Source organism: Brevundimonas sp. AVps7, from assembly GCF_058681545.1.
In genome coordinates this window covers 2,113,897-2,140,000 of sequence record NZ_CM178742.1, presented here as the reverse complement: position 1 = coordinate 2,140,000, position 26,104 = coordinate 2,113,897, and the positions used below count along the sequence as shown (strand labels likewise).

At 65.1% G+C, this 26,104-nt stretch carries 20 protein-coding genes, 1 tRNA gene and 2 rRNA genes (1 of these 23 cut by a window edge); 9 read left to right on the top strand and 14 right to left on the bottom strand.

The window, feature by feature from the left end; translation table 11 throughout:
• The 3 genes from ACW17Y_RS10710 to ACW17Y_RS10700 form a co-directional block, all read left to right on the top strand.
• Window positions 1-2,293: ribosomal RNA gene (locus ACW17Y_RS10710) — 23S ribosomal RNA — on the top strand; it begins 490 nt to the left of the window's first position.
• Between the two features lie 75 nt (window positions 2,294-2,368).
• A 5S ribosomal RNA gene (gene rrf, locus ACW17Y_RS10705) occupies window positions 2,369-2,483 on the top strand.
• Window positions 2,484-2,588: 105 nt separating this feature from the next.
• Window positions 2,589-2,665 (top strand) — tRNA-Met (locus ACW17Y_RS10700).
• Window positions 2,666-2,805: 140 nt separating this feature from the next.
• On the opposite strand, the gene ACW17Y_RS10695 is transcribed toward ACW17Y_RS10700, so the two are convergent.
• Genes ACW17Y_RS10695 through ACW17Y_RS10670 form a run of 6 tightly spaced genes read right to left on the bottom strand, consistent with a single transcriptional unit; the run spans window position 2,806 to window position 10,573 of the window.
• Window positions 2,806-3,789 (bottom strand): formylglycine-generating enzyme family protein, encoded by a 984-nt coding sequence (locus ACW17Y_RS10695; RefSeq protein ID WP_492035693.1) that lies wholly within the window; start codon window positions 3,787-3,789, stop codon window positions 2,806-2,808.
• Window positions 3,786-5,576, bottom strand: a complete 1,791-nt coding sequence (locus ACW17Y_RS10690; RefSeq protein WP_492035692.1) for a long-chain-acyl-CoA synthetase — start codon at window positions 5,574-5,576, stop codon at window positions 3,786-3,788. Before ACW17Y_RS10690 ends, ACW17Y_RS10695 begins: the two co-directional genes overlap by 4 nt.
• A 5-nt stretch (window positions 5,577-5,581) precedes the next feature.
• The gene (locus tag ACW17Y_RS10685; RefSeq protein WP_492035691.1) at window positions 5,582-6,283 is read right to left on the bottom strand and encodes a glutathione S-transferase family protein; all 702 of its coding nucleotides are present in this window, start codon (window positions 6,281-6,283) and stop codon (window positions 5,582-5,584) included.
• On the bottom strand, window positions 6,280-7,107 hold the full coding sequence (locus ACW17Y_RS10680; protein ID WP_492035690.1) for a formylglycine-generating enzyme family protein: 828 nt from the start codon (window positions 7,105-7,107) through the stop codon (window positions 6,280-6,282). Before ACW17Y_RS10680 ends, ACW17Y_RS10685 begins: the two co-directional genes overlap by 4 nt.
• 23 nt (window positions 7,108-7,130) lie before the next feature.
• Entirely contained in the window at window positions 7,131-9,533 is a 2,403-nt protein-coding gene (locus ACW17Y_RS10675) for an arylsulfatase (protein ID WP_492035689.1), read from the bottom strand.
• Window positions 9,530-10,573, bottom strand: coding sequence for a glutathione S-transferase family protein (locus tag ACW17Y_RS10670; protein ID WP_492035688.1), 1,044 nt, complete (start codon window positions 10,571-10,573; stop codon window positions 9,530-9,532). The genes ACW17Y_RS10675 and ACW17Y_RS10670 overlap by 4 nt, the downstream gene beginning before the upstream one ends.
• Window positions 10,574-10,680: 107 nt before the next feature.
• On the opposite strand from ACW17Y_RS10670, the gene ACW17Y_RS10665 reads away from it, so the two are divergent.
• Window positions 10,681-11,748: a glutathione S-transferase N-terminal domain-containing protein gene (locus ACW17Y_RS10665; RefSeq protein ID WP_492035687.1), complete on the top strand. Its 1,068-nt coding sequence runs from the start codon at window positions 10,681-10,683 to the stop codon at window positions 11,746-11,748.
• Window positions 11,749-11,760: 12 nt separating this feature from the next.
• Window positions 11,761-12,924 carry a glutathione S-transferase gene (locus ACW17Y_RS10660; protein ID WP_492035686.1) on the top strand — a complete coding sequence of 388 codons (1,164 nt, stop codon included), beginning with the start codon at window positions 11,761-11,763 and terminating at the stop codon, window positions 12,922-12,924.
• A 19-nt stretch (window positions 12,925-12,943) separates the two neighbouring features.
• Here the strand turns inward: ACW17Y_RS10660 and ACW17Y_RS10655 are convergent, their stop codons facing one another.
• Entirely contained in the window at window positions 12,944-13,246 is a 303-nt protein-coding gene (locus tag ACW17Y_RS10655) for an SCP2 sterol-binding domain-containing protein (protein ID WP_492035685.1), read from the bottom strand.
• 102 nt (window positions 13,247-13,348) lie between these two features.
• Between ACW17Y_RS10655 and ACW17Y_RS10650 the strand changes: the two genes are divergently transcribed.
• Window positions 13,349-13,975 (top strand): TetR/AcrR family transcriptional regulator, encoded by a 627-nt coding sequence (locus tag ACW17Y_RS10650; RefSeq protein ID WP_492035684.1) that lies wholly within the window; start codon window positions 13,349-13,351, stop codon window positions 13,973-13,975.
• 1 nt (window position 13,976) lies between these two features.
• Here the strand turns inward: ACW17Y_RS10650 and ACW17Y_RS10645 are convergent, their stop codons facing one another.
• The 3 genes from ACW17Y_RS10645 to ACW17Y_RS10635 are packed head-to-tail and all read right to left on the bottom strand — an operon-like array spanning window position 13,977 to window position 18,877.
• Window positions 13,977-15,062: an MBL fold metallo-hydrolase gene (locus ACW17Y_RS10645; protein ID WP_492035683.1), complete on the bottom strand. Its 1,086-nt coding sequence runs from the start codon at window positions 15,060-15,062 to the stop codon at window positions 13,977-13,979.
• On the bottom strand, window positions 15,059-16,405 hold the full coding sequence (locus ACW17Y_RS10640; RefSeq protein WP_492035682.1) for a DsbA family protein: 1,347 nt from the start codon (window positions 16,403-16,405) through the stop codon (window positions 15,059-15,061). The genes ACW17Y_RS10645 and ACW17Y_RS10640 overlap by 4 nt, the downstream gene beginning before the upstream one ends.
• A 24-nt stretch (window positions 16,406-16,429) precedes the next feature.
• Window positions 16,430-18,877 (bottom strand): TonB-dependent receptor, encoded by a 2,448-nt coding sequence (locus tag ACW17Y_RS10635; protein WP_492035681.1) that lies wholly within the window; start codon window positions 18,875-18,877, stop codon window positions 16,430-16,432.
• Window positions 18,878-19,108: 231 nt separating this feature from the next.
• On the opposite strand from ACW17Y_RS10635, the gene ACW17Y_RS10630 reads away from it, so the two are divergent.
• The gene (locus ACW17Y_RS10630; RefSeq protein WP_492035680.1) at window positions 19,109-19,480 is read left to right on the top strand and encodes a hypothetical protein; all 372 of its coding nucleotides are present in this window, start codon (window positions 19,109-19,111) and stop codon (window positions 19,478-19,480) included.
• Between the two features lies 1 nt (window position 19,481).
• Here ACW17Y_RS10630 and ACW17Y_RS10625 read toward each other — a convergent pair whose 3' ends face one another.
• The 4 genes from ACW17Y_RS10625 to ACW17Y_RS10610 all read right to left on the bottom strand — a co-directional run bounded on the left by ACW17Y_RS10625 (window position 19,482) and on the right by ACW17Y_RS10610 (window position 23,654).
• Entirely contained in the window at window positions 19,482-20,912 is a 1,431-nt protein-coding gene (locus tag ACW17Y_RS10625; protein ID WP_492035679.1) for an aldehyde dehydrogenase family protein, read from the bottom strand.
• Window positions 20,909-22,513, bottom strand: a complete 1,605-nt coding sequence (locus ACW17Y_RS10620) for a GMC family oxidoreductase (protein WP_492035678.1) — start codon at window positions 22,511-22,513, stop codon at window positions 20,909-20,911. Before ACW17Y_RS10620 ends, ACW17Y_RS10625 begins: the two co-directional genes overlap by 4 nt.
• 2 nt (window positions 22,514-22,515) lie before the next feature.
• The gene (locus ACW17Y_RS10615) at window positions 22,516-22,974 is read right to left on the bottom strand and encodes a MaoC family dehydratase (protein ID WP_492035677.1); all 459 of its coding nucleotides are present in this window, start codon (window positions 22,972-22,974) and stop codon (window positions 22,516-22,518) included.
• 392 nt (window positions 22,975-23,366) lie between these two features.
• Window positions 23,367-23,654, bottom strand: a complete 288-nt coding sequence (locus ACW17Y_RS10610) for an EF-hand domain-containing protein (protein ID WP_492035676.1) — start codon at window positions 23,652-23,654, stop codon at window positions 23,367-23,369.
• Between the two features lie 109 nt (window positions 23,655-23,763).
• Between ACW17Y_RS10610 and ACW17Y_RS10605 the strand changes: the two genes are divergently transcribed.
• On the top strand, window positions 23,764-25,419 hold the full coding sequence (locus tag ACW17Y_RS10605; protein ID WP_492035675.1) for a sulfatase-like hydrolase/transferase: 1,656 nt from the start codon (window positions 23,764-23,766) through the stop codon (window positions 25,417-25,419).
• A gap of 8 nt (window positions 25,420-25,427) precedes the next feature.
• On the top strand, window positions 25,428-26,060 hold the full coding sequence (locus tag ACW17Y_RS10600) for a hypothetical protein (protein ID WP_492035674.1): 633 nt from the start codon (window positions 25,428-25,430) through the stop codon (window positions 26,058-26,060).
• Window positions 26,061-26,104 lie beyond the last annotated feature (44 nt).

Sequence of the window (26,104 nt, the reverse complement as noted above, 5' to 3'; positions counted from 1 at the left end):
AGTACCGTGAGGGAAAGGTGAAAAGCACCCCGACAAGGGGAGTGAAACAGATCCTGAAATCGGAAGCCTACAAGCAGTCGGAGCCCCCAAGCGGGGTGACGGCGTACCTTTTGTATAATGGGTCAGCGACTTCATGTGTCGAGCAAGCTTAAGCCGTTAGGTGTAGGCGCAGCGAAAGCGAGTCTGAATAGGGCGCTAAGTTCGACGTATGACGACCCGAAACTAGGTGATCTATCCATGAGCAGGATGAAGGTAAGGTAACACTTACTGGAGGTCCGAACCCGTGAATGTTGAAAAATTCTGGGATGACTTGTGGATAGGGGTGAAAGGCCAATCAAACCTAGACATAGCTGGTTCTCCGCGAAATCTATTTAGGTAGAGCGTCCGACGAATTCCTCAGGGGGTAGAGCACTGGATGGTTGCGGGCTGCGCGAGTGGTACCAATACTAACCAAACTCCGAATACCTGAGAGAACTATCGGGCAGACACACGGCGGGTGCTAACGTCCGTCGTGAAAAGGGAAACAACCCTAACCATCATCTAAGGCCCCCAAGTACTGGCTAAGTGGGAAACGATGTGGGATTGCTTTGACAATCAGGAGGTTGGCTTAGAAGCAGCCATCCTTTAAAGAAAGCGTAACAGCTCACTGATCAAGCGATCCTGCGCGGAAAATGTAACGGGGCTCAAGCCAGTCGCCGAAGATATGGGTTCACGTAAGTGAGCGGTAGCGGAGCGTTCCGTAAGCCGGTGAAGGTCAGGCGTGAGCCTGGCTGGAGGTATCGGAAGTGAGAATGCTGACATGAGTAACGATAAGGAGTGTGAGAGACACTCCCGCCGAAAGACCAAGGGTTCCTGCGTAAAGCTAATCTGCGCAGGGTTAGTCGGCCCCTAAGGCGAGGCTGAAAAGCGTAGTCGATGGGAAGCAGGTAAATATTCCTGCACCAGCTGGAAGTGACGGATGGCGCAACTTGTCAGGGCTTATTGGATTGTCCTGGCAGGGAAGTTGTCCCTGGAAATAACTCCAGCAGAGACCGTACCCGAAACCGACACAGGTGGTCAGGTAGAGCATACCAAGGCGCTTGAGAGAACTGTGCTGAAGGAACTCGGCAAATTGCACGCGTAACTTCGGAATAAGCGTGACTCTGCTTAGGGCAACCTTTGCAGAGTGGCACAAGCCAGGGGGTAGCGACTGTTTAGCAAAAACACAGGGCTCTGCGAAGCAGCAATGCGACGTATAGGGTCTGACGCCTGCCCGGTGCCTGAAGGTTAAAGGGAGTTGTGAAAGCGACGAACTGAAGCCCAGGTAAACGGCGGCCGTAACTATAACGGTCCTAAGGTAGCGAAATTCCTTGTCGGGTAAGTTCCGACCTGCACGAATGGCGTAACGACTTCCCCACTGTCTCCAGCACAGGCTCAGTGAAATTGAATTCCCCGTGAAGATGCGGGGTTCCCGCGGTCAGACGGAAAGACCCTATGAACCTTTACTATAGCTTCGCCTTGGCGTTAGCGACCGTATGTGTAGGATAGGTGGGAGGCTATGAAACCGGGGCGCCAGCTCTGGTGGAGCCATCCTTGAAATACCACCCTTACTGTCGTTGACGTCTAACCGAGGGCCGTTATCCGGTCCCGGGACATGGCGTGGTGGGTAGTTTGACTGGGGCGGTCGCCTCCTAAAGTGTAACGGAGGCGCGCGATGGTGGGCTCAGACCGGTCGGAAATCGGTCGTCGAGTGCAATGGCATAAGCCCGCCTGACTGCGAGACTGACAAGTCGAGCAGAGACGAAAGTCGGCCATAGTGATCCGGTGGTCCCGCGTGGAAGGGCCATCGCTCAACGGATAAAAGGTACTCTAGGGATAACAGGCTGATTTTGCCCAAGAGTCCATATCGACGGCAAAGTTTGGCACCTCGATGTCGGCTCATCACATCCTGGGGCTGGAGCAGGTCCCAAGGGTTCGGCTGTTCGCCGATTAAAGTGGTACGTGAGCTGGGTTCAGAACGTCGTGAGACAGTTTGGTCCCTATCTGCCGTGGGTGTTCGAAGCTTGAGAGGATCTGTCCCTAGTACGAGAGGACCGGGATGGACATACCTCTGGTGGACCTGTCATGACGCCAGTTGTGCAGCAGGGTAGCTAAGTATGGAATAGATAACCGCTGAAAGCATCTAAGCGGGAAACTAACCTCAAAACAAGGCTTCGCTGAGGATCGTGGAAGACTACCACGTTGATAGGCCAGGTGTGGAAGCGCGGCGACGCGTGAAGCTTACTGGTACTAATAATCCGATCGGCTTGATCGTTTCTCAGCAAAACTCATTCGATTTTTCGAATACGACAATGTCTTCTCGTCACAATCTACATATCCGCTTGGTTGACCTGGTGGTTATGTCGGAGGTTCCCCACCCGATCCCATCCCGAACTCGGTCGTTAAGCCCTCCAGAGCCAATGGTACTATGTCTCAAGGCATGGGAGAGTAGGTCGCCGCCGGGTCTACCAAGCGGATATGTGGATTGTGACGTCTGTCCGGGCTAACGCGCTTTGCGCGACTTCAGCCCAGTGTCTCTCGAACTTCTTCCTTCACAAAGCCGCTCTTGCCGCGGGATGGAGCAGCCCGGTAGCTCGTCAGGCTCATAACCTGAAGGTCGCAGGTTCAAATCCTGCTCCCGCACCCAAGATCTCAAAGCCCCGTCGGTCACCCGCGGGGCTTTTTGCTGTCTGGGCGTCAGCGCAAAGCCTGAGCCTGAAGCCAAGATCTCAAAGCCCCGCTGGTTCGCCACGGGGCTTTTTGCTGTCTGCAATGCTGTGGTGCAGGCTACCGGCCCAGGCCGACGGTCCGGAAGCCGACGTGAGAGGCGCCCAGGGTCAGGTCCTGGGCCTGGCGCGCGCCGGGGCGGTACCGCATGCAATAGTTCGGCGCGCACAGGTAGCTGCCGCCCTTGATCACTCCGACGGGAACCCCCGGCTGGCGGGGGTCCTGTCCGGCGTCGCCGGGGGCGAACGCTACCGGGCGGGTCTGTCGGTAGGGATCGGCGGTCCATTCCCAGACATTTCCGATCAGATCGTGGACCCCCAGCCCGTTCGGTTTGAAACAGGCGACCGGAGCGGCGCCGGAATAGCCGTCTTCGCCGGTGTTCCTTGCCGGGAAAACGCCCTGCCAGGTGTTGGCTTCCGATGGCTGGCGGGTGGAGTTTTCGGCCGCAGGGTCGGCTGATCGGGCCGCCCACTCCCATTCGATCTCGGTCGGCAGGCGACGCCCGGCCCAATGCGCATAGGCCAGGGCGTCGGCCAGGGCGATATGGACCACAGGCAGGAAGTCACGTCCCTTCAGATCGCTTCCAGGACCCTCGGGATGGCGCCAGGACGCGCCGGCCACGAAGACCCACCACGTCGAGGCGTTGCCGGGATCGAAACGCACGCTGTTGAAGCTGAAGACCGCCGAGCCTGGCTGGACTGCGTCGGCCGGCATGCCCGGATACAGACGCGGATCGACCGGCCGTTCGGCGACCGTGACATAGCCCGTTTCCTTCACAAACCGGGCGAACTGAACATTGGTCACCTCTGTCGCATCGATCTGGAAGGCGGCGACCGTCTCGACCCGCGGCGGCCCCTCGTCCGCATAGACGTCGTCGCCCATAAGAAAGCGACCGGCCGGCACGTCGACAAGACGTCCCGGTGCGTCCGATCCGGGCGTGGCGGGGCAGACCGCGGGTTCGACCCTGCGCGTCGGGGTGCAACCGGCCGCGCCCAGAAGGACGGCGACCGCCGCCGGGACGGCCCAAACCTGTCTAGTGATCATAGCCGCAGAGCTCCGGAGACGATCTCGTCGTGAACCGCCTCTGACAAGGACACATAGGCCCTGTGCCGGGGGTCATCGAACATCAGGGCGTCGCCAACTGTACGCGGATCAAAGCCTTCTCGGATGGCTTCGGCCTTCTTCTGCTTGAAAGTTCCCGTCGTTTCCATGGCCCGGGTCAGGCGGAGAAACAGGGGACGGGCATAGCCGGGCAGTCGGGCGTGCACGGCCTCGCGCACATCCGCCGGATCGAACCGGGCTTCATCCACCACCAGGCTGGCCATGCCGGCACGCCCGCCGAAGCCGGGAACCTCTACGCCGTAGACATTCACCTCGAAAATCCCCGGCACGGACGCGATGACCTCGGCGACCTCGGTGGTCGAGACGTTTTCTCCCTTCCAGCGGAAGGTGTCTCCGATCCGGTCGACGAAATAGAAATAGCCGAGACGGTCGCGTCGCATGAGGTCGCCGGACCGGAACCAGGCGTCACCCGGTTGCAGGACGCCCCGGAGGACCTTGCTTTCCGTCGCCTCGGCATCGGAGTAGCCCTCGAACCGCATCTGGGCCCTCGCCGGATCGATCCGGGCGATGGCCTCGCCGATCTCGTCGTCCGGACAGGGGATGCATCTGCCAGAGGCGTCACGGATCGGTCGTTCCGCCACGGGGTCGAACCGGATCAGCGCCACATTGACCGCGGATTTCATATAGGGCGGCGCCCGGCCGATGGCGTGGGGTCCGCCGTCGAAGTTGAACAGGGTCAGATTGCTCTCGGTCGCGCCATAGAACTCCAGAATTCGGGGGATCGCGAACCGCTGCTGGAACCGATCCCAGACATCGGGTCGGAGGCCGTTGCCGACCGCCAGTCTCAGTCTGTGCCGTCGCTCGTCCGGCTGAGGCGACGCATTGAGAAGATAGCGGCACAGCTCGCCGATGTACTGGAACAGGGTGGCTTCGAACCGGACGCAGTCGCTCCAGAAAGCGCTTGCCGAAAACTGCCTGCGCAGGGCGATGGCGCCGCCGACCGTGAGGGCGATGCCCGGGGCGCAGACCCCTCCCACGGTATGGTAGAGGGGCAGGGGCGCATAGATCACGTCCCGCGCCGTCGATCCGCTGGCCGCAGCGAACGAATGCATGGTCAGCAGCATGCGGAGATGGGTGATCCGCGCGGCTTTCGGCAGGCCGGTGGTGCCACTGGTGTAGATCAGGAGAACCAGATCCTCGGCCCGGCTTTCGGCGCGCAATCGCCGGTCTGGCCGCCCGGACGATCCCTCCGAGAGCACCTCGTCGAGGCGGCCGAAATCGTCGGCCACGCCACCGGACAGCCAGGCCGAAACCTCGGCGCCGACATGAGACCGCGCCGACCGCCAGGCCTCGGCGAGGGGCGCATCGACGATGATGTGATCGGCGCAGGCCGTGGCCACGCAATGGGCCAGCCCGGTCCCGGTCAGCTGGGTGTTGATCAGAGCGGTGGCGATGCCGACCTTGGCCAGGCCGAACCAGACCGCCAGATAGTCGGGACGATTTTCCATGAACAGGGCGACCGTCGCTCCCGGGTCGATCCCCTGGTCCACGGCCCAGGTGGCATAGCGGTTGGCTCTCTGCTCAAGGTCGGCATAGGTCCAGCGTTCGTTCTCGAACAGGATCGCGATGCGTGAGGCATGGCGGTCGACGGCGCGTTCAAGGTCGTCGGCGACATTGACGCGGGATCCCGGCTTCAGACGGTTGACCCGGGCAAGCGTCCGCAGGCCGCCTCGCAGAAACCGGACCTCGCGACGCAGCGCGGCCAGCATTCCGGTCACGCCTCGGGCTTGCCCATGTTGACCAGTGTCCGGCCGCCCGCGGCAAAGGTCGCGGACGCCGCTTTCGTGGCCGCCATGGCGGCTTCCAGGTCGAACGGCACCTTGATCCCGGCCTGGGCTGCGGGCCGCGTCGCGATGGCTGCGACCCAACGCTGAAGGTGTTCGAAGGGCGCGATGTCGACCCCGGACCATTTGTGGGTCCTGACCCAGCACCAGTTTGCGATGTCGGCGATCGAATAGTCGCCCGCGAGCCATTCATTGTCCGCGAGCCGGCGGTCGAGCACGCCGAACAGCCGGCCGCTCTCACCTTGGTAGCGATCAATAACGACCTGTATCTTCTCGGGGAAATAACGATGGAAGACATTGGCCTGACCCATCATCGGGCCGATCCCGCCCATCTGGAACATGAGCCACTGGAGCACCAGACTGCGTCCCTTCGCGTCTGCCGGCATCAGCCGCCCGGTCTTTTCCGCAAGGTAGATGAGGATTGCTCCGGACTCGAAGACGGCGAAGTTTCCTTCGTCACGATCCACGATCGTGGGGATCCGCCCGTTCGGATTGAGCGCGAGGTAGTCGGGCGCCCGCTGGGCGCCGGACAGCAGGTCGATGGCATGGACCTCATAGTCGAGGCCCAGTTCCTCGAGCGCGACAGAGGCCTTCCAGCCGTTCGGGGTCGGGGAGGTGTAGAGGTCGATCATGGTGTTTCGTCCAGACGGGAGGGGAGATCCAGGGCGCATCGAAAGCCGATGTGTCCGGTCGAGGTTTCCGGGGTCAGCCCGATCCGCGCCGCCGGCCGGTAACGCGCGCAATACTCGCCGGCGCAGAGATACGATCCGCCCTTGAGCGTCCGGAGATCATCGCCGGCCGCCGGACTGCTGCATCCGCAGGTCGACGTCCGGTCAAACCGGTCCGACGTCCATTCCCAGACGTTGCCGATCATGTCGAACAGGCCGTAGCCATTGGCGGGGTAGGCGCTCACGGGCGTGGTGCCTGGTCCGGGCGGCTCGGACCACCACGGAAAGGCGCCGCGCCAGAGGTTCGCCATTGGCCGCTCGTCCGGAGCGAAGGTGTCGCCCCAGGCGTAGACCGCATCCTCCAGCCCGCCCCGCGCGGCGACCTCCCATTCGCCCTCGCCCGGCAGCCGCTTGCCGGCCCAGTCGCAATAGGCGAGGGCGTCCTCGAGAGAGACGTGGGTCACAGGATGGTTGTCCAGATCGGCGGCTGCCGATCCTGCCCCCTGCGGACTGTGCCAGGCGGCGCCGTCGACGAAGCGCCACCACAGGTCGGGGCGGCTGAGGTCCACCGGCCCCCCGGTCATGGCGAAGACGGCGGACCCTGCGGGTTCGAGACGTTCGGCGGTGGTGACCCATCCGGTCTCCGCGACGAACCGGGCGAAGGCCGCGTGGGTCACCGGAGTGACGTCGATGGCGAAGGCGGACACCTCGGCCCAACGCGCGGGACGCTCCTCGGGATAGTGATCGTCTGACCCCAGACGATAGCGGCCGCCGGGGATGATCGCCATCGTCGCGGTCGTCCCCTGCGATCTCATACGGTCATGCCCATCCGGTCGAGGAACCTCCGGGTTTCCAGCGGATTCGTCGGCTTGTTGTCGACCTCGATCAGCACCCGCTCGATACGACCACCGAAGGGATTGGGCCCCTGATATCGCGTCGAGACCTGGTTCCCGAGGTCGGCGCCGATCGTGAATCCGTCATAGCCGGTCGAGAACAACGCCTGTTCATAGGTGCGCTCGCCGACCTTCCGGTCGTTCACGAACAGGGCGCCGCCCCCGTCGAAGGGACGAGCCGTCATGGTCTGTCGATACCGCACGACGTTCCGGCCCGCGCGAAGCGGGCTGTCGGCGACGATCCGCTCGCTCCAGGGCACGAGGCTGTACTCATAGGATAGTCGACCGTCCTCGACATAGAGGACATAGCCGGCATGCCTGGACCCCGAGGCCACCAGCACGCCGTCCTGACCGGGCGCCCAGTCCAGCTCGACCGTGATCTCGTGGTCGAGACCGCAGACCAGCGGAGCCACGTCATGGGTTATCCGCTCGACCGGCGGGCGAAACTCCCAGCGGGGGCGGATGCCTTTCGACTGGCGGTCCTGCACCAGTTTCAGCATCAGGCTGCGGTCGTCGAGCGGGAAGACGCCATACTTCTCGGCATCCGCCTGCCATGCGGCCCGAAGCCGCTGGACGATTTCGGGATGGGCGGCGGCGAGATCGCGGCTTTCATTACGATCCAGGCTTAGGTCGTACAGCTCCCAGACGTCCTCGTCCTGGCGCGTGCCGCGCGTATGCCGGCAGACCAGCCTCCAGCGCTCGTCCTCATAGGCCCGGTTGCCGCCCAGTTCATAGTACTGGCCCGTGCGGGTCGCCGCGTCCGCCGACAGCAGGTTCGGCAAGAAGCTGGCCCCTTCCAGCGGCTTTTGAGCTGCGCCGAGCCAGGTTTCCGGGCGGGTCACACCGGCGGCTTCCAGCAAGGTCGGCATGACGTCCACGACATGGACGAACTTTTCCCGGATCTTGCCCTTGTCGCGGATCCGGCTGGGCCAGGACACGATCAGGGGGTCAGCGACGCCTCCGAGGTGGGCATACTGTTTGTAGAGCCGGAACGGCGTGTTCGACACACAGGCCCAGGCCATCGGATAGTGGGGGAAGGTGGCGTCCTCCCCCATCACATCATAAAGCTCGGCGGCCTTTTCGATCGGGACCGGCCGTCCGAAGGCCGGCGCGAAGACATTGGGCGAACCGTCGGCTGTGCCTTCGCCTGATCCGCCATTGTCGGACATCACCAGGATGACGGTGTTTTCGGCCTGGCCGAGGTCGCTCAAGGTCGCCAGCAGCCGGCCGACATTGGCGTCCATGTTGGTGATCATGGCGGCATAGACCTCCATGTAGCGGGCAAAGACCCGCCGCTCGACCGCGTCGAGCTCGGCCCACGGACGAGCCCCGAATGACAGGGGGGGCAGACTGGTGGTCGCGGGCAGGAGCCCCATCGCCTTCTGGCGCTGGAGCCGGGCAGCGCGCACGGCGTCCCAGCCGGTATCGTAGGAGCCCTTGTAGGCGTCGCGCTCGCGGCCCCTGGCTTGCAGGGGGGAATGGGCTCCCGGATAGGCGAGTTGCAGATGGAAAGGCTTGTCCGGAGACATCGCCTTCTGCGTCCGGATGTAGCTGATCGCCCGATCGGTCAGATCGTCACAGACATAGTAGTCGTCGGCCGTGGGAGGCTCGATCGGGGCAACGCCGTCATACAGTTCAGACGGCTTGAAATAGTCGGTCGAATGGCCCTGGAACCAGTAGGCCCGTTCGAACCCGCGCGAGGTCGGCCAGTTGTAGTAGGGGCCGTTGGGCCCGCTGCTGGCAGCGTTGTTCAGGTGCCATTTGCCGACGAGGAAGGTCGACCAGCCAGCGTCGCGCAGAACCTCCGGCAACGTCGCGGCCTCGCGCGTCAGGTCGCCGCGATACCCTGGATAGCCGCTGTCGATGTCCGCCAGCCAGCCCATCCCCGCAGAATGGGAGTTGAGGCCCGTCAGCAGTGCGGCCCGAGTCGGCGAGCACATGGCGCAGGTGCGGAAATTGGAATATCGCACGCCCGCTTCCGCCAGGGCGTCGAATGTCGGCGTCCGGATCTCGCTTCCGTAGCAGCCCAGGTCAGAGAAGCCGACGTCGTCCAGAACGATGGTGATGATGTTCGGGGCGCCCTCGGGGGCCGTCGGAGAGCCGGCGTAGGAGGGCCGCGAGTCCCTGAACGATTCGCGCACGCGCGCCGCCTGTCCCTTGGGCACGGCCGAGGGCGTCACATAGGGGGCCATGGCCTCGCGGATCGCACCGAAGGCAAGGGCGCCGCCGGTCGCGGCGACAGTCCCCGCCGCCGCGCCGATCAGAAGGGAGCGTCGATCCACCTGGCGCCGCGGCCGCTCGTTCGGGGGAGTGTCCGTCATGCCGCAACGCCTTCTGAATGATGGCCCGTGAGCAAGGGCAGGCATCCGGTCTCCGCCAGAAGCTTGTCCAGTCGGGCCTGTGTCTCGCGATCCAGGCCGGCGAAAGCCTCCAGGATCGCCCGCAGGCATTTGGTCAGATATCGGTCGGTCGGCTGCTCCAGGTCGACTCCCCCGGCTCGATATTGAAACTGTGTCTGTCCTGACTGAACGGCGGAGGCGTTCGCGGTCAGAAGTGGAAGGTGGTGGGTCGCGCATTCGACGAGCAGGGCCCGCAGGGCTGGCGAGTCGACCTCGTCGTCCCACTGGCCCTCGGCGTCGCCCGACAGGTCGTCGGTTATCTGCACCCAGCGGAACAGCCACGGATACCGGTCCCGCATGAGCGCCTGGGGCGTCGGGTCAGTGGCGAGCTGGGTGAGCTGGCCGTAGAAAGCCATGTCGGCCGCGCTCGGACGGTCGCCAAACAGGAACCCCCGCTCGACCGCGCGCTGGTCCAGTGCGGACATGATCCTGGCGGCCGAGGCCTCGATAACCGGTTGCGCCGCCTCGCCGACCCCTACGATGTCGCGTCGCTCGACCTGCCTGTCCCGCCACATCTTCGCCTGTTCGAGAATCATGGCCTCACCCACGCCGCGCAGGGCGTCGAAGGCCAGCCAGCGACTCATCTGCTCCTGGTCCACCGGTCGGGCCCACCGGTACACGTACATGGCCTTCGAGAGCCATTCGTCGGCCAGGTCCTCGAGCAGCAGCGACAGGAAGGCCACCGCCGGATCAGTCGGGACAAGGCTGCGCGCGCCGGGGTGCCAGGCCTCAAGTCGCTCGATCAGCAGGGTGGAGTCGTTGCAGGCCTCGCCCTCCGGCGTAACCAGCACGGGCAACACCTTGGCCTTCATCGCCTGGGCGGCGATGAACCCGACCATGCCTCCCTGCCAGACGAACGGAATTCGCCGATACCGCAGGACCGCGCGCATCTTCATCGAATAGGGCGATCCGATCGCCCCCTTCAGCTGATACAGGCCCGAGCCCGCCAGATTCTCGTGCACGCGATACCTCCGCCGTGAACCGTTGGATCGGTCTACTATTGGCATTCAAGATGCCATAATGATGGGAGCGGGAAGGCCGGTCAATCGAGCTGGCATGGAGCGGTTCGATGTTCGTCGTCCACGGTCTGGATCTGTCGTATTTCACGGGCAAGCTCGAAGCCTATCTGCGCGCCAGGGGCCTGCCCTATCGGCTCGAGGAGATGGATACGCGCGCCTTCAAGAGCCTGGCCCGACATACGGGCGTTCGACAGATGCCGCAGCTGGAACTGCCGGACGGGCGCTGGATGACCGATACCGTCCAGATCATCGACACCCTCGAAAACGAGCTGCCCCAGCCCGGCATCACGCCCTCCGATCCGGCTTGCGCCTTCCTCGCCGGATTGATCGAGACCTATGCCGACGAGCACCTGTGGCGACCGGCCCTCTACTACCGGTGGGCCTTCGACGACGACGCACGGCTGATGAGTGCGCGGCTGGCGCGGGGGATGCTGCGCGATATCGCCGCCCCCTTCGCGCTGAAGCGGCAGTTTATCCTGCTGCGGCAGCGGGCCCGCTATCTGCGCGGCGAGGGTGTGACCTCCGCCAATCGCCATCAGATCGAGGCCGACTATCTGGACCTTCTGGACGCCCTGGATCCCGTTCTGCGTCGGCGGGACTGGGTCATGGGACCTGGCCCGACGCGAGCTGACATCGGTCTCTTCGGCCCGATGTTCCGTCATTTCCATTGTGACCCGACTCCGGGGCGGATCATGCGCGCGCGGGCTCCGGCGGTCGCCGCCTGGATCACCCGACTGTGGGCGCTTGAGGGCCCTGTCGGACCCGGTGCGCGATCAATGACGTCCGTGCCCGACGACCTGGAAGATGTGTTCCGCCTGATCGCGGGTCGCTGTCTGCCGGAGATGGCAGCCAACGCCGCAGCGGCGGCCGCGGGGCGGGACGAGACTGTGCACCGGGCCGGCGACGCCGTCATTCGCTATCGGCCTAATCCCTATCGCGCCGGGCGTCTCTCGCGCTTGAGCCGCGATTTCGAGGCGCTTGATCCGACGGCGAGGGGGCGGGTGGCGTCGGTTCTGGGCGAAGACGGAACACGCGCTCTGTCAGGCACGAACTTCACAGGGATCGCCTTGGCCGATCCCTCCCGCATCCGCGATCGCTGGGGTCGCGACGTTCGATGAAAAGGTAGATCCATGACGGCGACCTACATCCTGTACGGCATGCCTGTGTCGATGTTTACGGGCAAGGCGCGCGCCTATCTGAGAAAACGCGGCGTGCCCTTCGTCGAACGGCTGATCAGCGATCCGCGGTTCGTCGCAGAGATCGCGCCGTCGGTCGGCCGTCTCATGATCCCGGTCCTCGAAGCGCCCGACGGGGCGATCATCCAGGATACAGCCGACATTCTCGACTACGTCGAAAAGGTCCTTCCGCCGGCGGTCTCCATCTATCCCGCAGGCGCGCGCCAGTCCGTCATCGCCCGGATTTTCGAGCTGTTCGGGGACGAGGGGATGATCCGGACCGGCATGCACTATCGATGGAACTATCCCGAACAGAACCTGGACTTCCTGCGCACGGCCTTTGCCGCCGGAATCGCGCCGGCCGTCGATCCGTCGCAAGCAGCTGCCGTGGCTGAGGGCGCAATGGGCAAGATGCAGGGCTATCTGCCCGCCCTCGGAATAACCCCTACCGTGATCCCGGCCATTGAGGCCGCCTACGAGAACCTGCTGGCCGCTTTGGACGCCCATTTTCGCGTCTCGCCCTATCTCCAGGGCGGCGCGCCGAGCGTGGGCGATTTCGGGCTTCTGTCGGCCTTCTACGCCCACCTGGGCCGAGACCCCTATCCGGCGGAGCAGATGAAGCGGCGGGCCTATTTCGTGTGGCGCTGGGTTGAGCGCATGAACGCGCCGGACACCGACATGCCAGAGTTCGCCGGACTGGACCCTGTGTTCGCCCCTGACGACGAGGTGGCCGAAAGCCTCGTGCCGGTGCTTCGGGCCGTCGACCGCATCTATGGCGCCGAACTGGAGGCGCAGGTGGCTGCCCTGGACCTCTGGCTGGGTGAACACCCCGACATCGTCGCAGGCGACCCGGTCCAGTCGCCGGAGCGGGAGCGTCGCCCCCGGGGGAAACTGACATTCGATCTTCTGGGGACGCCGGTCACGACGTCCCTGAGAGCGTTCAGCGTCTTCAAACTGCAGGCCGTCACGGACACGTTCGCGGCGCTGGATCCCGAGAAACAGGCGTCGGTCAGGGCCTGCCTCGCGCCGCTGGGGCTGTCCCGGTGGCTGGACCTCCGGGCTAGCCGCAGACTCTCACGGGTTCAGAACCGCGAGGTTTGGGGCGATCGCTCGACCTGAGCGACCGCCTCCGGACCACCTAGTTCAGGATGTTGCCCAGCTGCATGGCCAGGCCCATGTCGCCGTCGATCTTGATCTTGCCCGACATGAAGGCGGCCGTTGGGTTCAGCTTTCCGGCGGCCATCTCGAGGAAGTCCGATTTGGAGATCTTGACCGTGCAATCGGCCGCACTGTCTTCGTTGTCGACGACGACGGCGTCACCTTTGGCGTCGATGCGGATCGCGCCGTCGTCGCCGAAATGGAACTTCACCGTCTTGCCCCTGATCCCCCCGTTGGCGGCGACCCGGCCCCGGATCTCCGAGGTAATTTCGTCTAGCGTCATGTCACTGTCCTCCGGTATGTTGATGGATCACCCGGTGGCGCAATTTGCCACCGGAAGTGCCTAATGTTACGGCACTCATAATGTCAATATTTGGAGCGTGCCTTGGCGGGATCCGCTGATGACCAGCCCTTTGTCGACGGCCGTCGGGTGCGCAGCGAACGGAGCCGCCTCGCCATCGCCAGGGCGCTGCTCGACCTCGTCCGCGAAACCCGCCAGATGCCGACGATGGATGCGGTCGCCGACCGCGCGAATGTGTCGCGACGTTCCGTCTTCCGCCACTTTTCCGATACCAACGAGCTGATCGTCGCAGCGACCCACATGCAACGGGACGAGGTGTTTGCCCGATTCCACTCCCGCGACATCAGCCTGTTGCCGGAGTCCGAACGGGTTACCGCCGTGGCCCAGCGGCTTGGGCGACTGTGGGAATACGTCACGCCCGCCCGCGCCGTCGCCGGTTCAATGCGGGCAGAGAACTCCGTCATCGACCGGATGTTGCGAGAGGACGATGTGACCCACAGCCTCTATCTGAGCACCGTCTTTTCCGCCTCGCTCCATCCGCTGGAAGAGACGGATCGGTCCTTGTTCCTCCAGTCGATGGTCTCCGCCTCTTCCTGGCCGACATGGATCGGACTGCGTCGGGACCAGCACCTGACCGTCGTCCAGGCCCGGAGGGTCATGGAGCACATGCTGCGGTCGCTGCTCATGGCCGCCCGGCTGAGCTCGAACTGAACTAGAACAGCCGCCGGCGAATGATCCTGTCGCCGCCCTGCGGCAGGCTGAACAGCATGCCGTCCTCGCCCACGGTGATCGGCCCGTCGAAGTGCTTCTTCGCATCACCCAGAAAGGCCGGATAGCCATAGGCGAGGGGTTGTGGCGGCACCAGGTGGTTAAGCACCAGCGCGTCCACGCCAGCCGCCTTTGCGGCGTCAGCCGCCTGTTCCGGGGTGGCGTGGTAGTCCACGATATCGCGCATGACCTGGGCGAGGCTGGAAAGGTCCTGCTCGTCCAGTCGATGCTCGATGGCCGAAAGCAGGGTCGGTTGGAGCGCTTCATGGACCAGGAGGTCTGCTCCCGTGGCCATGGCGTTCAGATGCGATGAAACGGCCGTGTCCCCGCTGAAGACGACGCTGCGCCCCCCGTAATCGAAGCGGTAGCCGACGGCCGGGCTGACGGGACCATGATCGACCGTGAAGGCCCTGACGATCAGGCCGCCTTCACTGTAGACCACCACGCCGTCCGGCGCCGCGGCCGCTTCTGCGCTGAACACCATGGGGGCGGCCCCGTGTCCGGTCGGCGGCGCGATCGCCGGACCATGGTGGCCGGTTCGATACCCGGAATCGAGCGTGTAGGCGGCGTTGAATCCAGCTGCGACCGCCTCGACTCCCTCCGGCCCGAACAGGGGGGTGGGTTGAGCGTGTGTCCCTCCGACCCAGCGCTGCAGGAGGACCGGGGGGAGGCCGTCGATGTGATCGGAATGGAAATGGGTCAGGAAGATCGCCTCGATCCGTCCGGCGGGAATTCCCATTCTGGAGAGATTGCCGGCGGCCCCTTCGCCGCTGTCGACCAGGAAGACCTTCCCGCCGACGATTACAGCGCTGCAGGGGCCGGCCCGCGTCGGATCCGGAAGAGGGGAGCCTGTGCCGCAAAGCGCGACGTTGAGACCGTCGGGCATGGTGGTGACGCTGTCGCGTCCGACCTGGGTGTCGGCGACCTTGCCCAGCACCCGGGCCCCGATCGGTCGCTGGAACACGATCAGTATGCCCACGGCCAAGAGGATGAGGGCGAGGGCGGCGAGTGCGACGCGGCGAAGGGTCATGAGGCTGTCCTGAGACTGGTCTGGGGTTCGGCCCTGCGGGGGCCGCCGATCGCTTCGACTATGGCCTTCTCGACCAGCCAGAGGCGGTCCTGGCCCCAGGTCGACAGCTTTCCGAACCGGAAGGACGGCACGCCCCACAGATCGTCAGCGAACATCGCCAGTCGATTGTCTTCCACCGCGGTTCGCCAGCCGTCGTCCGTCATCCAGCCCTGGGCCAGTCGCCAGTCGAGACCGGCTCGCTGGACCAGCGCCCGCAGGCCCCGGTCCGACCCGGCGTCGACGCCTTCTGCAAAGACACCGCGAAGGAAGGAGGTCGCAAACGCGGGGCCCTCGCCTGCGGCGATGGCGCCGTGCAGTATGGCCAGCCCCCGCTCGACCGGACGCCCGACCGGATCGGCGACCCTGCCGAACGGGAGGCCGAGCCGCTCGGCCTCCCGCTTGCAATCCCGAAGGATGTAGTTCCGCTTGGCGGCCGGAACGGGCAGTCCTCGCATGACCATCGGCAGGACGGGACGCAAGCGAAGCTCCACGCCGTAGTGGGACGCCAGTGCGATGGTCCGGTCCATCGCCAGATAGGTGTAGGGGCTGCGAAACGAGAGAAACATCTCCAGCGCCGGCGTCGAGGCGGCGGCCGAACGGTCCGTGCCCACGAACCCGAGCTCGGGGCGGGCAGCGATCATCCGTTCCGCGAACTCGCCGCCACACCCCAGGTCCTTCAGACGGGCCTCAAGGTCACCCAGACGATCGAGCCCCCAGTACCACTCGCCGGCATGAAACAGGGTCGCGCCGAGATAGTGACCGAGGCGGTCGCGCAGCTGGCTTCCCTGTATCAGGGCCGCCGCGACGGCGGTCGCGTCCGCATTTCCGAAGGCGATTGCGGCCTCGTCGAGCGAGAGCCCCCGGGTCAAGGCGCGGCTGACGACCGGCGCGGCCGCGAGGAATCGCCCGCTGGTGATGGCGGACTGGAGCACGGCCTGGGCCCGATTCACCTCCTGCATCCGCGGCGCGGCGCGGTCCTCATAGTCAAGCCCGTAGGCAGGGGCGACCTGTGACGCATCGCGTCGGGCATAGGCCTCCAGCTTCCCACGTTCCGGAGCCGCCCAGTCCGGAGGGGGCGGGACCAGATGGGGCGTGATCACCACGCCGTAACGCGCGGAGACCTCCGCGAGCCGCTCGGCCATCAGGGCGGAATAGGGATCATCCGCCTGGTGGAAGTAGAGAATCTCGTGCGGCTGCCCGCGACGTATGCGGGCGGCCTCGAACCGACGCCGTTGATCGTCGCGGCGCCGGGTCGATGTGATCGCCTGCGCGACCAGGGGCCCGATCGCCGCCCTGAGGCCCATCGTCCCGTCCTCAACCTGCCGGGGTCAGAAGTTGCGACGCAGGGTGATGCCGGCCGTGCGCGGCGGTTCCATGAAGGCGCTCTGGCTTCCCGCTTGATAGGTCGTGTCGAAGATGATGTTGGCGACACGTTCGTCGGTCAGGTTCCGCACCCAGATTTCCGCCCCCCACGCCTTGTCGAGAGTGCCAAGACCGAGGCTGGCGTTGAGCAGGACATACCCGTCCTGGAGGGACAGCGGGTCAAGATCCTGGGCGGTCGTGTAATCGGAGCGATACAGATAGTTGAGGTTGGCGCGCAGACCAACGGAGCCGTTCAGGGGCCTGGCGAAGGTGATCCCGCCTGAAATCAGGACATCGGACACGAAGTTCGGGGTCTGGCCGCTCAGATCCTGTACCGTTCGGCCGGCGACGATCTGGCCGGCCGTCGGACTGGCGTTGGCGAAATCGGTGTACTGGGCGTCCTGGAGCGTGCCGCCGCCGTCGAGGGTGATGTCGTCTGTCAGCTGGACACGGTAGTCCCACTCCAGGCCCTTGCTCTCCAGCCCGCCGGCGTTGACGATTCTGAAGGACGTCCCGTCGAAGGCGTTGGTCTGATAGTTGTCCAGGGTCTGGAAGAAGACGTTGGCGTTGATCTGGGCCCGACCGTCCCAGAAGCGGAACTTCGCACCAGCCTCATAGGCATCGACGGTTTCGGGATTGAAGACGACCCGGTTCGGGTCGGCAACGGAGTTGCCGGGCGTCGTCTGCGCCGCCGTTCGGCTGAGGTTGAAGCCGCCTGACTTGTAGCCTCGCGCATAGCGCGTGAACAGGTTCACCCCGTCGGACAGTTCATAGGCTGCGCTGACCGTCCCCGAAACGTCGTCGTCGGTGAACTCCGTCGAGAAGGGGTTCACCGCCGGGAAATTCTGCAAGGCCCGCAGCGCGGCGAAGGGAGCCAGCGGACCCACGAACTGGATCTGCGACAGCTGATCGAACGACTGGATCCGGTAGTCGGCGCTCTTTTTCTCACGCGAGTAGCGAAGGCCGCCGGTAATCGAGAGCCTCTCGGTGGCGTTCCAGGTGGCCTGTCCGAACGCAGCGGCGCTGCGGCTCTGATAGTCATAGTCGTCGTTCACCGCGACGCCGGCCGCGCTGAACGTGCCGACGGGCCGCCCTGTCGCCTGCTCCAGACGCGTCAAAATGGGGACAGTCACTCCCGGTGCGACCGTGACGCGAGGGGTGATGGCCTCAAGATAGGCGCGGAACTGGGTTCCATAACGCAGTTCCTGGTCGGCGAAGATGTCCTGGTTGAACAGAAACCCGCCGATCAGCCACTCCAGCCGAGCATCGGGGTCTGCCGAGGCCAGACGGATCTCGAGGGAGCCCTCCTCAATGTCCTGCCCGGTCGTCTGGGTGAGCAGATTCAGGCTCGTAAAGTCAGCGTCAACCGTCGGAAGGGTCTCATACGTCCGCCGGGATGCGATGACGGTCAGGTCCATCGATCCGAGGTTCCAGTCCAGCTGGCCCGAAATGCCTTGGTCCTTGGACGAGTCGCTGACGGGTTGGGTAGCCGGGTTCAGCGCCACCTCGTAGCGGCTGTTGTCGACGAAGGTCCCGGCGACTCCGCCATAGGTCCCGGCCGTGCCTGTTCGCCGGACGCCCCCCAGCGCCGAGATCGCCGCGCCTGTTGGACCGTAAAAGACGGGCACGGCGACACAGCAGACCTCATCCGTCTCGGACCGATCGGCGATCAGTCGCAGGGTCGCGCTGGGGGAGATATCCCAGAGGAGTTGCCCCTTCACCGACCAGCGTGACCGGTCATTGTAGGTTCCGCCGGAAACGATGTCCTCGACGTAGCCCTCCCGTTGTTGGGAGGTGGCGGTCAGCCGTCCGGCGACAGAATCGCCCAAGAGCGGGCCCGTCACGGTTCCGCGGATCTGGCGGTAGTTGTAATCGCCCAGCGAAGTCTCGATCTGACCGCCGGGGACGAACTGAGGCATTTCCGTCTGCACGCTGATCACGCCGCCGGACGTGTTCCGGCCGAAGAGCGTGCCCTGGGGGCCGCGCAGGACCTCGATCTGGCTGACGTCGGCCAGGTCGCCCAAGGCCGCGCCCGGGCGCCCCCGGTAGACGCCGTCTATGAACACCCCGACCGACTGCTCAAGCCCGGTGTTTTGTCCTGGCGTGCCGATCCCGCGGATCGTGAAAATGGTCTGGGTCGACCCGGAGCTGGAGTTCACGACCAGGGTGGGCGCGACGATCTGAAGGTCGCGGACATCGCGGACCTGGGCCGCCTGAAGCTGCTGGCTTGAATAGGCCGTAACGGCGACCGGTACGTCGAACAGGCTTTCGGGACGCTTCGTCGCCAGGACGATAATTTCGTCCAGCGTGACCGGATCGCTGTCCTGCGCGGCCTGCGCAAGAGCATTGGTTCCAGTGACCATGGCCGCAGCGAGTGCGAGCAGCGAGACTCCGAGTCCGGTCTTGGCCTTCATAGCTTCTCTCCCCCATGGCTGCGTGCGTGATGAAAGCCGCAGCCTTTGCTTGTCCCGTCTCGCGTTACACGGCGGACTTGCGAACTACGTTAGCACTATGAGTGCCAAAATAAAGCGGGATTGAGAGGATTGGGTCTTGCGGCCGATGCGGCCCCCGCTATGCAGGGTTTGCGCCCGGATCCGTCCGGTGTGGAACGTCGTCCTTTCACCATCCCTGCCGGAGGGCATCCCTTGAATACAATCGTCCGGATCGCGCTCTTCCTGACGGGAGGACTGACTTTGCCGCTCGCCGCCGGTTTCCTTCTGATGCCCGCCCGGGCGGCCCTGCGGCTCGGGCTGGAAGCCGCCGGGCCGGTCGGGATGTCCACCCTGCGTGGCGACTTCCTGGGGATCTTCGTCATGATCGGCGGGTCGGCGATCTATGCGGCGGTCCGCAACCGGTCGAATGTATTGATCATCCCTCTGATCATGCTTTCGGTCATCATCGCCGGCCGCCTGGTCAGCGCCGTACTGGATGGAAGCGGCCGGGACGCGCTGCCCCTGATCGGCGCGGAGGTCATGATGCTGGCGGTCGTCGTCCTCGGCTATCGCACACTGCCCTAGTTCAGGATTTCAGGGCCAGCGACGCGGCGAACCGGTAGGCGGCCCCATAGGGCGGCGCGATCAGGCGGCTCGAATGCCAGCGCCCCGCAGCAAAAACACTGCGGGCGTGGCTGAACTCCTCGAACCCCCGCAGTCCGTGATACGCGCCCGATCCGCTCTCGCCGACGCCCCCGAACGGCAGGTTTTCGTTGGCGAGATGGAGCATGGTGGCATTCACAGTGACGCCACCGGAGTGGGTTGTATCCAACACCTGTCGGACCACCCGGTGGTCATCGCTGAAAACATAGAGTGCAAGAGGGCGTTCGCCCGCGCCGACTTGGGCGCACGCGGCCTCAATCGACGCGCTGGTGAGAACAGGCAGCAGCGGCCCAAAGATCTCCTCGCGCATGACTGCCAGATCGGCGGGCGGGTCGATGATGACCGTGGGGGCGATCCGTCGGGCCTGGGCGCAGGCCGCGGGGTCATGCCGGGGCTGCAGAACCTGGACGCCCCTGTGCAGCGCCTCGTCGATCATGGCGGTCAACCGGGCATGATGCCGGTCCGAGACAATGGCCGTGTAATCCGGGTTTGAGGTCACGTCGGGATAGAACGTCTCGGCCTGCCGGATCACGGCCCGGCCGAGCGCTTCGGTACGGCCTCCTGTCGCGAGCACATAGTCGGGGGCCACGCAGGTCTGGCCCGCGTTCAGGAACCGGCCCCAGGCCAGGGGGTGGGCAACCCTGTCCAGAGGGATTGCGGCATCGACGATGACCGGAGACTTTCCCCCCAGCTCCAGTGTGACCGGCGTCAGATGACGGGCCGCAGCCTCGGCCACCGATCGTCCGACCCGGGTCGAGCCGGTATAGAACAGATGGTCGAACCTCTGGGCGCAGAAGGCCTCGGCGATGTCGGCTCCACCCGTCACGACCGCCACTTGGTCGGCAGGGAAGCGGTCGGCGAGCAGGGCCGCCATCAACTGGCTGGTGCGGGGCGTCAGCTCCGACGGCTTGATCAGCACCCTGCAGCCGGCGGCCAGGGCGGCGACGAGCGGGACCAGGGTCAGCTGGACCGGATAGTTCCAGGGCGAGACGATACCGACGACTCCCTTGGGTTCATGCCGGATCAGGGATCGCCCCGGCCCCGCCGTGGCGGGGGTGCCCACGCGACGGGGCTTCATCCAGGCCGCCAGCGCCTTGCGGGCATGACGCGCCGCCTGGGCTGTCACGGCGATCTCGAGCAGCCGCGTTTCCTGCCTGGATCGACCGCCGAAGTCAGCGTCGATCGCGTCGGCGATGGCCGCTTCGTTGTCGAGCACCAGACGCTCGATAGCCTCCAGGTCGCGGCGCCGGTCGGCGAGGGAGCGGCGGGGTTCCCGCGCGAACGCCGCTCTCTGGGCCTCGATGACGGATCGTATCATTTCACGGGTCTCTGCGACGTCGGGGGAATTCGTCATCGGGCGGTTTCCAGGATCATCGGGGCGGCACGGGTGGCGATCATGATCGTCGGGGCGTTTGTATTGCCGCCGACCAGTCTGGGCATGACCGAGGCATCGACGACCCGCAACCGTTCCACGCCCCGGACCCTCAACTGCGGATCGACGACGGCCAGTTCGCCATGCCCCATCATGCAGGTGCCGACAGGATGATACAGGGTTTCGGCGCGGGCCCGGACATCGTCCATCAGGTCCGAACGGCTGGTCTTGTCCGGCCCGGGAAGCAACTCGGCGCGACGGTCGAACTCGAACGCGGCTGAGCCGAGCAGGGTACGGACGATCTCCAGCCCATCGGTCAGGACCTCAAGGTCGCGGGGCGCGGTCAGATAGGCGGGATCGATCGCCGGCGGCATGGCCGAGTCGTCCGAGACGATCCGGATCCGTCCGCGACTTTCCGGATAGAGCACGCAGGCGTGCAGGGTGGCCCCGTGACCGAGCGGCATTTCGCGGCCGTGCGGCGCCGCCAGGCCCGGCGTGAACACCAGCTGGATGTCCGGAAGATCGCCGGCCTGTGAAGACCGGACGAAGGCTCCGCCCTGGATCGGATTGGTCGACAGGGGACCGGCCCGGCCACCCAGCCAGGCGGCGACGCCGCCGATCAGGGTCGGCAGTGCGCGCAGCGACAGTCCGATGGATGTTGCGCTGCGGGTCGCGATCTGACCGATGATGTCGATGTGATCCTGCAGGTTTCGGCCGACGCCCGGCAGGTCGACCTCGGGCGTGACTCCGGCATCGCGGAGATCGCCGGCATCGCCGATGCCGGACAGTTGCAGAAGCTGGGGAGAGTTGACGGCGCCCCCACAGAGGATGACCTCGCGCCGGGCCATGGGCCGCTCGCACAGACCGCCGACGTGGACTTCCACCCCGCGCGCGACGCCGGCCTCCAGAAGGACCCGTCGGGTGAGGGCGCCCGTTCGAACCGTCAGATTGGGCCTCGACAGGGCGGGCTTCAGAAAGGCGTCGGCCGCGCTCCAGCGCCGGAGGCCGCGCTGTGTGACCTGATACGGACCGAACCCGAGCTGTGTGGCGCCGTTGAAGTCCGGATTGCGCGGATACTGAAGCAGGCTCCCGGCCTCGAAGAACGCCTGGGTGAGGGGATTGAGTGGCGACACGTCCTGAACCGTCAGCGGCCCGTCGGCGCCATGGTAGGCGTCAGCGCCTCGCGTCTGACCTTCGACTTCGCGGAATGCCGCAAGGGCGGAGGCCCAGTCCCATCCCTCGCAGCCGTAGGCGTCGCGCCACTCATCGTAGTTGTCGGGCGCGCCCCGGATATAGTGCATCGCATTGATCGCGCTCGATCCGCCGAGGGTTCGCCCTCTCGGCCAATAGAGCCGACGATCATTCAATTCGCCCTGGGGCTCGGTCTCATAGTGCCAGTTGTAGACCCGCGACTGGATGGCCAGCCCCATCAGCATCGGCGTGCGGATCACGGCGGCATCGTCTGACCCGCCGGCCTCGAGGAGCAGAACTGACTGGCCCGGATCGCGGGAGAGTCGTTCGGCCAGCACGCACCCGGCGGATCCTGCCCCCACGACAATGAAATCGAAGATGTCCGTGCTCATGGTCAGGCGATGAGCTGCAGTATGAGGGACTCGGCTGTCAGGGCGGGCTTGTCGATGCCCCTGATCTCGACCGAGATCTCGTTGCGTAACAACCAGCCGGACCCTCGCGGGGTCGCGCCCAGGAATCGATGGCGGGCCCGGATCTCGGAGCCCGCACGGACCGGTGCGATCAAGCGGACCTTTTCGAACCCGTAGTTCACGGCCATGACCAGACCCTCCACGAGAAGATAGCCCGGGGGCAACATGGCGATTGCCATGGACAGGGTCAGCATGCCGTGCGCGATCGTTCCGCCGAACGGGGTCTGCGCGGCCGCAACGGGATCGACGTGGATGAACTGATGATCGCCCGTCGCCTCCGCGAAGCGGTTGATGCGGTCCTGATCGACCAGGACCCAGTCCGACGCGCCGAGATCGTCACCGATGCGGGCGGCCAGGCTCTCGGCTGAAATGATTTGTGGCATGCGTCTCCCCGGGGGCTTTCGACGGCACGACTGGCCATCTATCGGCACTCATGGTGCATTATGGGTGACGGGAGTTGAATCACGAAACCCGCCAGAAGGCCAGACGACAGACTCCAACGGCCGCGCCTGTCGACCTGGCGGAAGCATGAACCTGCGGGCAGGAGGTTCAAATGAACCCGTTCAAGCTCGGGCCGTCTATCGTCCTCGGCCTGTTCGCCCTGATGAACCTGGCGGGCGACGGGATCCCCGCCTTCAGTCCGGACGGGGTCGCGGGCACGATCGCAAGACTGGACCTGGGCACGTCGGCGGACAGGATATTTTCCCGGTTTTGCTCTGATCTGGGTCGGACTGGTCGCGGTCCATGAAGGCCGCAGGTCCCGGCTCGGCGCGCGCTAGTGGATCTGGAGTTCGGCGCGCGAGAGCTGGCCATTCCGATCGCGATCAACGCGACCGAAGGCCATGTCATAGGCGTTATTGTTCCGAACCATCACCGCCCGGGGGCGTCCGGCCGCAACACCCAGGGCGATGAAGCGGCGGAATTCAGCGGCGTTCAGCGTGCCCGAACGGTCCGCGTCGCTGGCGACGAAGTCCTCGGCAGGGGTGCCCGCATTGGCGTGACCCGGCGCAACCGCCAGACCCGCTGCGAACAACGTGGCTGACAGCAGGGTTCTGTCGAACATCACCAATTCTCCTCGCTGCTCTCCGCCCTTTACACAGGCTCCTATATATTGTCATCCTGCATGACAATATATACCGGTTCCGATGCGGAGGGCCGGACGGGGAGTGATCATGAAGCGGGCCGTTTGGATCGGTGGAGCCCTTGCCGGGCTGCTCGTGCTTGGGTTCGGCGGGGTCGCGCTCAAGGACTATGTCATCCTGCATATCGCGGGCTGGCGCGCGCCTCCTGTCGGACCGAACCGCCCGGTGGTGTGGGAACCCGGGCCCGCCTCGCCGGATGCCGCCACGGCGGATCGTCCCCCCAACGTCATTGTCATTCTCGCCGATGATCTGGGGTTCAACGACGTCAGCCTGAACGGCGGCCTGGGGGAGGGGACCGTCCGCACCCCGAACATTGACGGCCTGGCGCAGGGGGGGGCGGTGCTGGCCTCGGGCTATGCGGGCAATGCGACCTGTTCCCCCTCGCGGGCGGCGCTGATGACCGGTCGCTATCCGACCCGGTTTGGCTTCGAGTTCACCTCGATCCCTGTCCAGATGGCCCAGCTGATTCCGACCCTCGCGCCGAGGGATAGGGAACTCAGGCCGGTGTTCCGCCGTGACCGGGTCGATCAGACTCCCTCCTATGAACGGATGGGCGTGCCGGCCGAAGAGATCACCCTGGCCGAACTCCTCAAGACCCGTGGCTATCACACGATGCACCTCGGCAAATGGCACCTCGGTGAGACCGCCGGAATGCGGCCGGAAGACCAGGGTTTCGACGAGAGCCTCGGCTTCATGGTGGGCGGCCAGATGTATCTGCCGGCGCGGGATCCCGATGTCGTCAACTCGCGGCAGGACTTCGATCCGATCGACAGGTTCCTGTGGGCGAACCTGCCCTACAGCGTCCAGTACAACGGCGGAGAGCGGTTTCATCCCGACGGCTACATCACCGACTATCTGACGGACCAGGCTCTCGCGGGTATTCGAGCGAACCGGAATCGTCCGTTCTTCATGTATCTGGCCTACAACGCGCCCCACACGCCCCTGCAGGCGCTGAAGTCAGACTATGACGCGCTCTCCCACATCACCGACCACCGTGAACGGGTCTATGCGGCGATGATCGTCGCGCTCGACCGCGGCGTCGGGCGGATCATGGCCGAACTGAAATCCCAGGGCCTCGACGACAACACCCTGGTTGTCTTCACCAGCGACAACGGCGGGGCGAACTACATCGGCCTGCCCAACATCAACAAGCCCTTCCGCGGCTGGAAACTGACCTTCTTCGAAGGCGGCATCCGCGTGCCCTACTTCATGAATTGGCCGGCCCGGATCCCGGCGGGAACACGGCTGACGGCCCCTGTCTCCCATTTCGACATCTTCGCCACGGCCGCCGCTGCAGCGGGCGCGTCCTTGCCTGCGGACCGAGCGATGGACGGGGTGGATCTGTCTCCCTTCCTGTCGGGTCAATCGTCCGGTCGCCCGCACGAGGCCCTGTTCTGGAGGTCCGGCGGCTATCGGGTCGTGCGCGCCGGGGATTGGAAACTCCAGGTACTCGACCGCCCGTCCCGCACCTGGCTGTTCGACCTCGCCTCGGATCCAACCGAGCGCAATGACCTTGCCGCCAGCCGACCCGAGGTGGTCGCGGCCCTCAGGGCCCGGCTCGAAGCCCACGACAGGACCCAGAAAGCGCCCATGTGGCCGGCCCTGGTCGAGGCGCCCGTCGGTGTCGACAGGACGGGCGAGCAGCCCATCCAGACGGGCGACACCTACGTCACCTGGTCGAACTGACGTCGGCGATGGACGTTCGACCCTGGATGATCTGGATCGCAGCCGCGATCCTCTACGCGGGCTTTCGCCTTTGGTATGACAACTGGCGGGGGCCGATCCGACGGCACGAGATCGAGGCGCTGATGTCCCGGGCCGAAGCGATCTGGCCGCCGGGGCTGAACGACATGGCCCAGATCCGGCGTTTCCTCGAAGAGGATGACGGGCGCGACTTCCTGATGGTCAACCTGATCCGCGTCAGGCCCGGAGCGGTGACGGATCCGATCTCGGGGGAGAGCCGCAGCGGCCCATCCCTGCTGAAGGCCTATTTCGCCGTCTTTGCCCCCACGCTGATCGCAAACGGGGGGCTTCCACTGCTGAGCTATCGCAAGATCTCAGGCTATGTGGATGCCCTCAACGTGCCGCCCGACCCAGGCTGGAGCATCGCCGGATTGATGCGCTATCGCAGCCGCAAAGACATGATGAAGCTGGCCACCGATGAGGCCTTCCTTCGCGCACACGGGTTGAAGATGGCGGCACTGACCCACGCCATGGCTTTTCCCGCCCAGCCGATCTCAACCCTGGTTGCGGGCCCGCGGACGGCGGTCGCCCTGGTGCTGGCCCTGGGGGCCGCCCTGCTTCAGCTGTTCTGGCCGACCAGCTGACGCCGGGGTGGTGTCTGGTTGAAGCCGCAATGGATGTCAGAGAT

Coding starts and splice junctions, on each gene's coding strand:
- ACW17Y_RS10695 (WP_492035693.1), bottom strand. CDS start 3,789: ATGATCACTAGACAGGTTTGGGCCGTCCCGGCGGCGGTCGCCGTCCTT.
- ACW17Y_RS10690 (WP_492035692.1), bottom strand. CDS start 5,576: ATGCTGGCCGCGCTGCGTCGCGAGGTCCGGTTTCTGCGAGGCGGCCTG.
- ACW17Y_RS10685 (WP_492035691.1), bottom strand. CDS start 6,283: ATGATCGACCTCTACACCTCCCCGACCCCGAACGGCTGGAAGGCCTCT.
- ACW17Y_RS10680 (WP_492035690.1), bottom strand. CDS start 7,107: ATGGCGATCATCCCCGGCGGCCGCTATCGTCTGGGGTCAGACGATCAC.
- ACW17Y_RS10675 (WP_492035689.1), bottom strand. CDS start 9,533: ATGACGGACACTCCCCCGAACGAGCGGCCGCGGCGCCAGGTGGATCGA.
- ACW17Y_RS10665 (WP_492035687.1), top strand. CDS start 10,681: ATGTTCGTCGTCCACGGTCTGGATCTGTCGTATTTCACGGGCAAGCTC.
- ACW17Y_RS10660 (WP_492035686.1), top strand. CDS start 11,761: ATGACGGCGACCTACATCCTGTACGGCATGCCTGTGTCGATGTTTACG.
- ACW17Y_RS10655 (WP_492035685.1), bottom strand. CDS start 13,246: ATGACGCTAGACGAAATTACCTCGGAGATCCGGGGCCGGGTCGCCGCC.
- ACW17Y_RS10645 (WP_492035683.1), bottom strand. CDS start 15,062: ATGACCCTTCGCCGCGTCGCACTCGCCGCCCTCGCCCTCATCCTCTTG.
- ACW17Y_RS10640 (WP_492035682.1), bottom strand. CDS start 16,405: ATGGGCCTCAGGGCGGCGATCGGGCCCCTGGTCGCGCAGGCGATCACA.
- ACW17Y_RS10635 (WP_492035681.1), bottom strand. CDS start 18,877: ATGAAGGCCAAGACCGGACTCGGAGTCTCGCTGCTCGCACTCGCTGCG.
- ACW17Y_RS10625 (WP_492035679.1), bottom strand. CDS start 20,912: ATGACGAATTCCCCCGACGTCGCAGAGACCCGTGAAATGATACGATCC.
- ACW17Y_RS10620 (WP_492035678.1), bottom strand. CDS start 22,513: ATGAGCACGGACATCTTCGATTTCATTGTCGTGGGGGCAGGATCCGCC.
- ACW17Y_RS10615 (WP_492035677.1), bottom strand. CDS start 22,974: ATGCCACAAATCATTTCAGCCGAGAGCCTGGCCGCCCGCATCGGTGAC.
- ACW17Y_RS10610 (WP_492035676.1), bottom strand. CDS start 23,654: ATGTTCGACAGAACCCTGCTGTCAGCCACGTTGTTCGCAGCGGGTCTG.
- ACW17Y_RS10605 (WP_492035675.1), top strand. CDS start 23,764: ATGAAGCGGGCCGTTTGGATCGGTGGAGCCCTTGCCGGGCTGCTCGTG.
- ACW17Y_RS10600 (WP_492035674.1), top strand. CDS start 25,428: ATGGACGTTCGACCCTGGATGATCTGGATCGCAGCCGCGATCCTCTAC.